This is a genomic window from Martelella sp., assembly GCF_984369615.1.
This window is the reverse complement of the sequence record NZ_CFHTCS010000174.1, coordinates 1-9,025: the sequence shown is the minus strand read 5'-3', so window position 1 is coordinate 9,025 and position 9,025 is coordinate 1. Positions and strand designations below refer to the sequence as shown.

At 62.5% G+C, this 9,025-nt stretch carries 8 protein-coding genes; 4 read left to right on the top strand and 4 right to left on the bottom strand.

The window, feature by feature from the left end; genetic code table 11:
- From AC5DC2_RS14155 to AC5DC2_RS14140, 4 genes are all read right to left on the bottom strand, one after another.
- Window positions 1-1,388: helicase HerA domain-containing protein (locus tag AC5DC2_RS14155; RefSeq protein ID WP_491698935.1), on the bottom strand; the 1,388-nt coding region annotated here is incomplete at its 3' end.
- Complete coding sequence (locus tag AC5DC2_RS14150; protein WP_491698934.1) at window positions 1,385-2,707, bottom strand: SIR2 family protein; 1,323 nt, start codon at window positions 2,705-2,707, stop codon at window positions 1,385-1,387. The genes AC5DC2_RS14155 and AC5DC2_RS14150, both read right to left, overlap by 4 nt.
- A gap of 23 nt (window positions 2,708-2,730) precedes the next feature.
- Window positions 2,731-3,747 carry a nucleotidyl transferase AbiEii/AbiGii toxin family protein gene (locus AC5DC2_RS14145; RefSeq protein ID WP_491698933.1) on the bottom strand — a complete coding sequence of 339 codons (1,017 nt, stop codon included), beginning with the start codon at window positions 3,745-3,747 and terminating at the stop codon, window positions 2,731-2,733.
- Window positions 3,740-4,333 (bottom strand): DUF6088 family protein, encoded by a 594-nt coding sequence (locus AC5DC2_RS14140; protein ID WP_491698932.1) that lies wholly within the window; start codon window positions 4,331-4,333, stop codon window positions 3,740-3,742. The genes AC5DC2_RS14145 and AC5DC2_RS14140 overlap by 8 nt, the downstream gene beginning before the upstream one ends.
- A gap of 221 nt (window positions 4,334-4,554) precedes the next feature.
- Here AC5DC2_RS14140 and AC5DC2_RS14135 point away from each other — a divergent pair, with 221 nt between their 5' ends.
- From AC5DC2_RS14135 to AC5DC2_RS14120, 4 genes are all read left to right on the top strand, one after another.
- Complete coding sequence (locus AC5DC2_RS14135; protein ID WP_491698931.1) at window positions 4,555-5,517, top strand: ArdC family protein; 963 nt, start codon at window positions 4,555-4,557, stop codon at window positions 5,515-5,517.
- A complete protein-coding gene (locus AC5DC2_RS14130; protein WP_024707719.1) occupies window positions 5,514-5,909 on the top strand; it encodes a DUF2958 domain-containing protein in 396 nt (131 codons plus the stop codon). Before AC5DC2_RS14135 ends, AC5DC2_RS14130 begins: the two co-directional genes overlap by 4 nt.
- A 124-nt stretch (window positions 5,910-6,033) precedes the next feature.
- Window positions 6,034-8,172, top strand: coding sequence for a ParB/RepB/Spo0J family partition protein (locus tag AC5DC2_RS14125; RefSeq protein ID WP_024707718.1), 2,139 nt, complete (start codon window positions 6,034-6,036; stop codon window positions 8,170-8,172).
- Between the two features lie 97 nt (window positions 8,173-8,269).
- Entirely contained in the window at window positions 8,270-8,575 is a 306-nt protein-coding gene (locus AC5DC2_RS14120) for a hypothetical protein (protein WP_009450568.1), read from the top strand.
- Window positions 8,576-9,025 lie beyond the last annotated feature (450 nt).

Here is a 9,025-nt window from a genome sequence, read left to right as displayed (position 1 = left end):
GACATGGCCGCGTAACTAATGACAATCAGCCTCCGGCAAACCCGGGGCGGTTCAGCCGCACCAACGTCAGCTCCTTCGTGACGTAAAAAGGCATATTCAGTCCTCTCTTGGAGAGATCTGAGCCGCGTGACCATGGACGAGCAGTAATCTCGGATTTGACGGTTGCCGTGGGCCTCCTCATAAAGGATCGCGAAATCCAGACATTCGTGCAGCTCATCGAAAGAGAACGGCGTCCGATTGTAGGCTGGTAAGGGAGCATCCTTCTGGAGCTTCTTCCTTACTTCATCCAGAAATGCCGATTGGTTGTTGCCAGAAAAATTTCCGTATTGAAAATTCGGACTGAAACGGTTCAACAACGCCATATTCAGATCGTTCGTCGGATACTTCTGAAGAAGAGAAACGACGCGCTGAAACTTCGACACTGGGGAGTCGCCATCCGCACCTCGAAAGCACTCGATGATGCAAGTGGCGACAAAGTGCTCGCGCAGAGCCAGAGCGTCTGGCGTGTTGGCATGAAAGAGACTTGTCAGACCTAACGCCGTCCGAAGGACCGGCAGTTGCGTTCGCTCGCTCGCCTGCAAAAGCAGTTCCCATTCTGCCATTTCCAGGAACCAGTGCGGCATCCGAAAGCCAGCGGTCGTCCCATCAAGGGTTACGCGATGGACGCCGATGCCGCCGTCTTTTGCCAAAGGAGCAAGCGCCTCGTGATACTCGCCATTCACGTCGAAGACGATAAACGTCGCTCCGCGAGCGTGATGTTCGTCCGGCTTGTCGAAAAGAGACTGTAGTACCGAGGCGACCGTGCATGACTTGCCGCTGCCGGTGTTACCCAGGACGGCAACGTGGCCACCGAAGAACTCGTTCAGACGGACTTTGACGTCGTAGTCCTCGAACACCACGGACTTGCCGATTGGCAGAACCCGGTAGCGCGTGGCGCCTTCTGGTTGGCAGACGCCACCATCCGGGCCGATTGACGGCACGACGGCCGCCTCGGTCTCGAAGATGCGATCGAGTTCGCCGTCCAGGGCATAGAGTGCGTCCGCATAGAGGGACGGGAAAACCGACACACCGAAGCGGAACGCGTCGCTGCGCATCGGCAACATGCCGACGGGCACCACATCCAGATATTTTGAGGAGCCAGCCCGGTCGAAGTCGCCCCGCTCCGACGGCGTGCTCGCATCGCGTTCACGCAAGCCGACAACCTCGACCACGACATATTCCGACTGCGACGGAATCATCAGGAATGATCCCAGCCGCGCCACATAATGCACGTCGTCGAAGCCGACGACCGTGAAATTGTCGGTGCCGACGTGCATCTCGACGACAAAGCGGTCGGCCGCGACCGAGACCACCTTGCCGATCGCCCGCTTGCGATCGTCGTGGCTCATGCCTCGCCATCCTTTGTCTCGTCGCCCCTTTTCGGCGCCAGCTCCGACAACACCTTGCGGACGGCGTCATCAATCCTGTCGCTGGGGCGCTGGGGCATGAAATGCTCGACGATCATGTCGAAGTAGTGCGCCCTCGTCCCCGCGGTAGGACCATTGCCTCCAATGATCCAAATGCGCGGATCGCGCAGCGCCCGCAGCTTGGCGATCTCGCCGTCCGTATCCGGCGCCGCGAAGATCACCAAGCGGAAGGTCGGGATCGTTAGGGCCTGGTAGATGATGTTGTTCAGGTGCTCATCGCCGAAGGCGTAGCCGGCCGTGATGAGAACGCTCTGCTCGCGCACGATCCGGGACTGAAATTCCCGGAACAGGTCTGCGTAGGGCGAGCCGAGCGAAGAGTTCTGCTTCGCCGGCGTCGGATAGATCAGCATCTGGTTCGTGGATTCCGGTGGCCAGACTTCCTTGATCGGGAAGAGGCCATGATCGTCCTCGGTCCAAGTGACCGAACCATGCAATTTGCAGAGATAGACGAAGGCGTCCACGGCGGTCCACTTGCGGCTGGCGACGTCGAGCTGCTCGGCCAGAGCATAGCGGAAGATCGCCGGGTTGAAGCGGCGTTCCACGACGCCGGAAAAACCGTTGGCATAGGGAATGCCCAGGCGATCCATCGCCAATTCGCTGAAATGATCGTAGTTGGTCGTGAACACCCAGGGCCGGGGCAAGGACCGATCGCGTAGGACCAGTTTCTTGTAGAAACGCTCGTAGAGGTCGCGCACGGTCGTGTCGCCCTCCGTGGCGAAGGCCCCTTGGGTGACACGGGTCCATAGGAAGTCCTGGACCTTCTTGATGATGCCGTCGAGAACAGCGCGATAGGGGTGAAGATCGGGATTCTCGCTCTGGCGCAGCACGAACCGTTGCGCGAACAGCACCTCCATCATACGTTCCAGGTTACGGCTGTAATCCTTCGCCAGGTCGACCCCGAGCGCATCGAGATAGTCGAGTTCGTCTTTGGTCAGCCGCCACGGCGCCGGTACAGCGCCGGCTGTTGGCGGATCGCTGTAGAATCCCGCCGCGCGTGCCTCGATGGTTTCGCCGCAAAACTCCTCGGCCAGCGGCGCCATGGTCGCAATGCCGAGTTCCTTTTTGTCCTTCATCAGGGAAGAACATCCGGCGCCGAGCAGAAATGCGATATTTTTGGCGTTCATTGCCTCAGAAATCGCCTTGCGGGCGCTCTCGATCCCCTTGTTCCAGTCCAGTTCAGATGGCTCGGCATCGCCGTCCCGCAGAAACTGGAATTTTCGCTCTTCTTCGACTTCGCTCATATACCCCCGGTCCTCCCAGTTTCTTACTTGGCTGCTCTGTTCGCGCGCGCGGCTATATCAGCGCACCGCGCCATGAGCGCTTCGAACGGCTCCTCGTCGTCGAAGAGCAGTCCATCCTCAACCATGCGGGCATAGTCATCCTCCAACGCCTTCGCGCCATCGCCGACCGGCACGAGTTGCAAGCCGCCGCTGACAGCCGCTGCATAGTCGATCGGCGTGCGGTCGGCAGCCTTCTCTGCGAAGAACATCGACTTGTGCCGGGCGACAGCGTTGGCCAGGTCGCGATCGGCAAAAGCGGCTTCCGCAAAGCCGGCTTCGTCCAGTCGGACAACATCGTGCCAATGTCGCGCGAAGCGGTCGCCGCGCAGCCGCTCCTGGAGGCAAAAGACGTGGATGGCGGTCGCCTTCTCCCAGAAGGTCCGCTCCGCGTGCATGACGCGCGGCCGCGCCGTCGGAAACACCAGGCCGTCGATCAGGCCGGCCGCGTCGCAGACGACGTCGCGCAAGCTCGCGGGTTCGCCCGTCGAGCGCGCGCCGAACTCCAGCATGACGCTTGGAGCCACATAGCCGGACCCGGCTGCGGTCGCCTCATAGTCGATGAAGAGCTTCTCATCCTCGACCCGGACGGCCGCCGCCAGACCTTCGACGGCCAGTGCGGTCTCGATCACAGGCTGCACGGTTTCCGCGACCCATGCCGGTAACCGCCGACGGACCTCGCTGGACCAGCGCTTTTCCTCGCTTCGTGTCTTCGGCAGACCCTCGCCATTGTCCCCAACCAGATCGGGCGCAATCGCCCGAATGTCGTAGGTCAGATCCACGTCCTCCGAAAACCGGCGAATGACCTGATAGGCTTTCGACAGCGACGTGCCGCCCTTGAACACCAGATGCTCGCCGAGCGGTGCCGCGTAGAGGGTCGCCAGCGCCCACACCACCCACACATCCTTTTCGAGAAGATGGGTGGGGCGACCCGAACGGTCGGCAGCGACGCCCAGTGCATCACGCCGATCCTCGGCCGAAAGCTGGAGGAAAACGTCAGCCATAGGCCGCCTTTCCGACGCTCTGTGCGAGCCATGTCGGAAACTGCGGCGCGGCGGCGACCAGTTCGCCGAACACGCCGGGCGGCATCTTCCGTTTCAATGTCGTGAGCGCGGCCTCCGCCCTTTCGGGGCCGAGCCAAGCCAGCGCCCGCACGGCCTCCCCTGCGGGGCGGTTGGCCAGGGCCAGTTGCCAGCGCGGCGCGTGCCGCAATTCCACGACCTGCTTGCCGAGGTGCATCTTTCGGCTGCGTCCGGAGGTCAGATAGACCGAGCGGACGGGCACCTGCGTCGTCAAGCCAAGCGCGTTCGCCGCGGCGGCTCCGTTCGAGACGATGATCTCCCCTTTTTGGGTCGCGAGGGCCTCCACAGCCTGCTCGACCGAAGGTGCGCGCGTGCCAAACCGACTGGCGATGGGACGCAGATAGACGCCACGACCGGCGCGGATGAGCTGCCCGCGCTCGGACAGACGCGACAATGCCTGATCCACGGCCGCCCGGTTTCCGAGGTGGAGCAAGCCCTTGGCGGACACGGGCATCCCTTCGGGAAGTCCCGTCGTATGTGCCAGAATCTGTTCGGTCAGCCGTGTCATCGTCTTTCTCCTGTTGGAAATATACGCGAGTTTCTGACAGTTTTCAAGGAAGTCCGGATAGGGGAACGCCTTCCCCTGCGGCCGAGCCTTGGTCTCTGCCTACCCCTTCTGCGGGGAGATCCCCGCAACGCCCCCTTCAGAGTGAGAGTACGGACGGATTTTCCGTGACGGGTTGAGGGCTGGAGGAGAGGCTTCCGGCGCCCGTCGCGGAGATCATCCCGATGGCCAGACAGGGTCGTAACCTCGCGGAAGGTGGCGCGCGCAGCAACCTTTACGACGACATCACCAACAAGATCATCGCCGAGCTGGAGCAAGGGCGGTTGCCATGGGTCCAGCCCTGGGGTGCGTCGCCTGATACCGCCCCGCTGGGCCTGCCGAGAAATGCTTCAACCGGCCGGTCCTATTCCGGCATCAATATTCTCATCCTCTGGGGCGCTGTCATCCAGCATGGTTTCCCCGGTCAGGCGTGGCTGACTTTCCGCCAGGCGCTTTCGCTTGGCGGCAATGTCAGGAAGGGCGAACGCGGCACGACCGTCGTTTATGCCGACCGTTTCACCCCCGAGGACGAAAAACGCCGTGCCCGTGAGACGGGTGAGGATGCGCATGCCATACCGTTCCTGAAGCGGTTCACGGTCTTCAATGCCGCACAATGCGATGGCCTGCCCGATGACATCACGGCAGTCGCGCCGCCACCGCCGCCGGGCCTGATCGAGCCTCGGGTCGAGGCGCTGATCCGGGCCACCGGCATCGACTTTCGTATCGGTGGCAATCGCGCCTTCTATATGCCGTCCCTCGACTATGTGCAGGTGCCGCCTCCGCAAGCCTATTTCGAGCCGATCAACTGGCACCGCACAGCCCTGCACGAGCTGGGTCACGCCAGCGGCCATCATAGCCGTCTCAACCGCGATCTGACCGGCTCGTTCGGCTCGAAGAAATACGCCTTCGAGGAGATGATTGCCGAACAGACCGCAGCTTTCAGTTGCGCCGCGCTCGGGATCGTGCCGACCGTCCGCCATGCCGATTACATCGGATCGTGGCTGGAGGTCATGCGCGAGGATTCCCGCGCCATTGTCCGCGCGGCCTCGCAGGCCAGCAAGGCGGCGGACTGGCTGCTGTCGTATCTGCCTGCCGAGGACACCGGAGAGCCGGATGCGAGCGTAACTGAGCGGAGGGCTGCGGCATGATCCTCCTGACCGGCGCACAGCGAGACCGCCTGCTGGTGAATGGTCGCCAGCGCGATCAGGATCACATCCCGGTCGTGAAGTTCTTCAATCCCCTCGGTGAAGGCGTCTGGCTCGCTACCGAACTGGATGAGGATGGCGACATCATGTTCGGCCTGGCTGATCTCGGCTATCCCGAACTGGGTTCGTGGAGCCTTGGCGAGATGCAGTCAGTCCGGCTGCCCTTCGGCATGGGCATCGAGCGCGATCTGCTGTTCACCGGCGATTTCCCGATCTCGGTCTGGGCCGAGGCGGCTCGCGAGACCGGAAGCATCCGCGCCGCCGAACGTCTGCTCTACCGCGTCGGCGCGAGCTTTTCCCGTACATCCGCCGATACGGAAAACCGGAGTGCCTGATTTCCGGGTTTCAGGTTCTGCGGCTGGCGTCGCTCTCTTCAGAGGAAGAGGGCGGCGCTTCGCTTCGTGACGGGCTGATAGCCGGAGAGAGAGGCTCACCGGCGTCCGTCATGGAGACACTGACATGGCCACTGCCGTTCAAAAGATCACCCTGTCATCCTCGCGCGACATTCCCTTCAACAAACTGGTGCTCAGCCAGTCCAACGTCCGGCGCGTCAAGGCCGGGATCTCTGTTGAGGAGCTGGCCGAGTCTATCGCCCGTCGCGGCCTGATCCAGTCCCTGCATGTCCGCCCGGTCGTGGATGCCGAGGGCAAGGAAACCGGCATGTTCGAGGTGCCCGCCGGCGGTCGCCGCTTCCGGGCGCTGGAACTGCTGGTCAAGCAGAAGCGCCTCGCCAAGATCGCGCCGGTCCCGTGCGTGGTGTCGGAGGCCAGCGCCGATGTGCTGATCGACGAGGTATCGCTCGCCGAGAATATCGAGCGCGCACCGCTGCATCCGCTCGACCAATTCCGCGCCTTCCAGGCCATGCGCGAAAAGGGCATGACCGAGGAAACAATCGCTGCCGCCTTCTTCGTGGACTCCAAGGTGGTGAAACAGCGCCTGCGTCTGGTTTCCGTCTCACCGGCATTGCTCGACGTCTATGCCGAGGACGGCATGACGCTGGAACAACTCATGGCCTTCAGCGTCAGTTCTGACCATGCCCGTCAGGAGCAGGTCTGGGAAGCGATCAGGGATGGCTGGCAGAAGGAACCCTACCACATCCGACGCCTGCTGACCGAAACCACAGTCCGCGCCGCCGACAAACGGGCGGTGTTCGTTGGTATCGATGCCTATGAAGAGGCTGGCGGCTGCGTGCTGCGTGATCTCTTTCAGCAGGACGATGGTGGCTGGCTGCAAGATCCGGTGCTGCTCGACCGGTTGGTGGGCGAAAAACTGAAGGCCGAGGGCGAAGCCATCGCCGCCGAGGGCTGGAAATGGATCGAGGTCGCCATCACCTTCCCCTATGGTCACGACCATGGCCTACGCCAGATTGTCGGCACCACGGTCGATCTGAGCGAAGAGGAACGCGCCACCCGCGAAGCATTGCGCGACGAGTATGACCGGCTTGAAGTCGAATATGGCGAGGCGGACGAGCTGCCTGACGAGATCGACGCCCGCTTGGGTGAGATCGAACTGGCTCTGGAAACCTTCGAGCGCCGTCCGATGACCTTCGAGCCGGACCAGATCAGCATGGCGGGTGTCTTCATCAGCATCGACGCCGATGGCGCATTGCTGATCGAGCGCGGCTATGTTCGCGCCGAGGATGAAACGCCTGCGGAACCGGAAGCTGAAATCGTTGACCCGGAAACCGGCGAGGTGATCCAGCGGGCAGAACCGGAGGTAAGCCGCATGGGTGCAGTTATCACGCTGGGCGGCCAGGCGGTCGAAACTGAGGAGGAAGACGAGGCCGACATCATCAAGCCGCTGCCCGATCGCCTGGTCAGCGAGCTGACCGCGCATCGCACGCTGGCGCTGCGGGATGCGGTGGCAGTAAACCCGCATGTCGCTATGACGGCACTGCTGCACAGGCTGGCCATGGATTGCTTCATGCCGCATTCCAGCAAGGGATGCCTCGAAGCCCAGGTCCGGGAGGTTCATCTGCCCGCACAGGCCGAGGATCTGCGCGACAGCGCGTCGGCCAAGGCTATCGCTGACCGCCACGAACGCTGGGGCGATCATGTCCCGGCAGACGATGCCGCCCTCTGGGATTGGCTGACCGATCTGGACGATGGGTCGCGCATGGAGTTACTCGCCCATTGCGTCAGCTTCGGTGTCAATGCGCTCTATGAGAAGCCGAACCCTTACAGCGGCACGGGCGTCAGCCAGCACGGGCTGGACATCCGCCTGTCGCAGGCTGACCGGCTGGCCCGTTCGACCGGCCTCGACATGGTGGCCGTGGGCTGGCGGCCGACGGTCGGCAATTATCTCGGCCGCGTGACCAAGCCGCGTATCCTTGAAGCTGTACGTGAAGGGGCCGGAGACCGGGCCGCCGAGTTGATCGGACATCTCAAGAAGGGCGACATGGCCAAGGAAGCCGAACGCCTGCTGGCGGAAACCGGCTGGCTGCCTGAGCCGCTGCGCATGGCGGACGAGGGTATCGAAGTCGACCCGGCATCGGGCACTGCGGCGGAAGCCGACAATCTGCCCGATTTCCTCTCCGGCGATGGCGAGGACGACCCCGCTGACGATGAGGAAGAACAGCATATGGTCGCTGCTGAATAGCACTCATGCGGGGCGGCTTCGGTCGCCCCGTTCTAACCGCTCCGTTTCCGTAACTCGCCCGATCCTCGTGATCGGGCTTTTTCTTTGGAGAGCCGCCATGGCTGCCAGCATCGACGTTGATGAAATATTTGCTCAGGATCGGGAAAACCGTCCGCTGGAGCGTACACTGCCCTGGGAGGAAAGCCGCGACGGCATGACCGTTGTTGTGGAGCCAAAGCCCCATTGGGCCGAAGATATGCGCGTTTTCCGGCTCGATGCCCGTGAATACTGCCGCTATGCCGAATGGACTGCCCATGGCGGCCGTGCGCGCTTCTATGGTCACATCGATACATCGGGCGACGATCTGATGATGAAAGCCCGCGCGATGGTTGCCCGCGAAATTGCCGATGGGCTTTGGAGCTGAAGACCCGATCGCAGGGTCTCTGGCCGTGAGGATGGGATGTCTGCACCGGACGGGCCCAATCCGGCTTCACCATGCAATCCGCCATCCCGATCAGGACAAGCGGCAGCCATCTCTGGCCTGAAGGAACACGATCCTGATGCCAGCATGGTGGCAAGGCTGACGCGGCAGAGCATCTGCGACGGGTATCCGGCATCCTGTCAGATGCGAAAAACCACCCCCGCTTCCATTCGCAAACCTTGGTCCGATCCGTCTCTTTGACATTCAACCCCAAAGGGGTCGGCTTACGCGCGCGTGCCGCCCTCGGGGATTCGGGAAAAGTCCGAACGCCCTCGGGTGATTGCAGATCCGGTCAGACACTTCGGGCGCCTGTCGCGCGGGGGATGGTCCCCCGCCTCCCAAAGACAGGAGCCGGAACCCATGTCCTATGCAGATGCCACCGCCTTCGCCGCC

Bases quoted from the DNA above. Each gene is read 5' to 3' on its own strand.
- AC5DC2_RS14150 (WP_491698934.1), bottom strand. From the start codon at position 2,707: ATGAGCGAAGTCGAAGAAGAGCGAAAATTCCAGTTTCTGCGGGACGGC.
- AC5DC2_RS14145 (WP_491698933.1), bottom strand. From the start codon at position 3,747: ATGGCTGACGTTTTCCTCCAGCTTTCGGCCGAGGATCGGCGTGATGCA.
- AC5DC2_RS14140 (WP_491698932.1), bottom strand. From the start codon at position 4,333: ATGACACGGCTGACCGAACAGATTCTGGCACATACGACGGGACTTCCC.
- AC5DC2_RS14135 (WP_491698931.1), top strand. From the start codon at position 4,555: ATGGCCAGACAGGGTCGTAACCTCGCGGAAGGTGGCGCGCGCAGCAAC.
- AC5DC2_RS14130 (WP_024707719.1), top strand. From the start codon at position 5,514: ATGATCCTCCTGACCGGCGCACAGCGAGACCGCCTGCTGGTGAATGGT.
- AC5DC2_RS14125 (WP_024707718.1), top strand. From the start codon at position 6,034: ATGGCCACTGCCGTTCAAAAGATCACCCTGTCATCCTCGCGCGACATT.
- AC5DC2_RS14120 (WP_009450568.1), top strand. From the start codon at position 8,270: ATGGCTGCCAGCATCGACGTTGATGAAATATTTGCTCAGGATCGGGAA.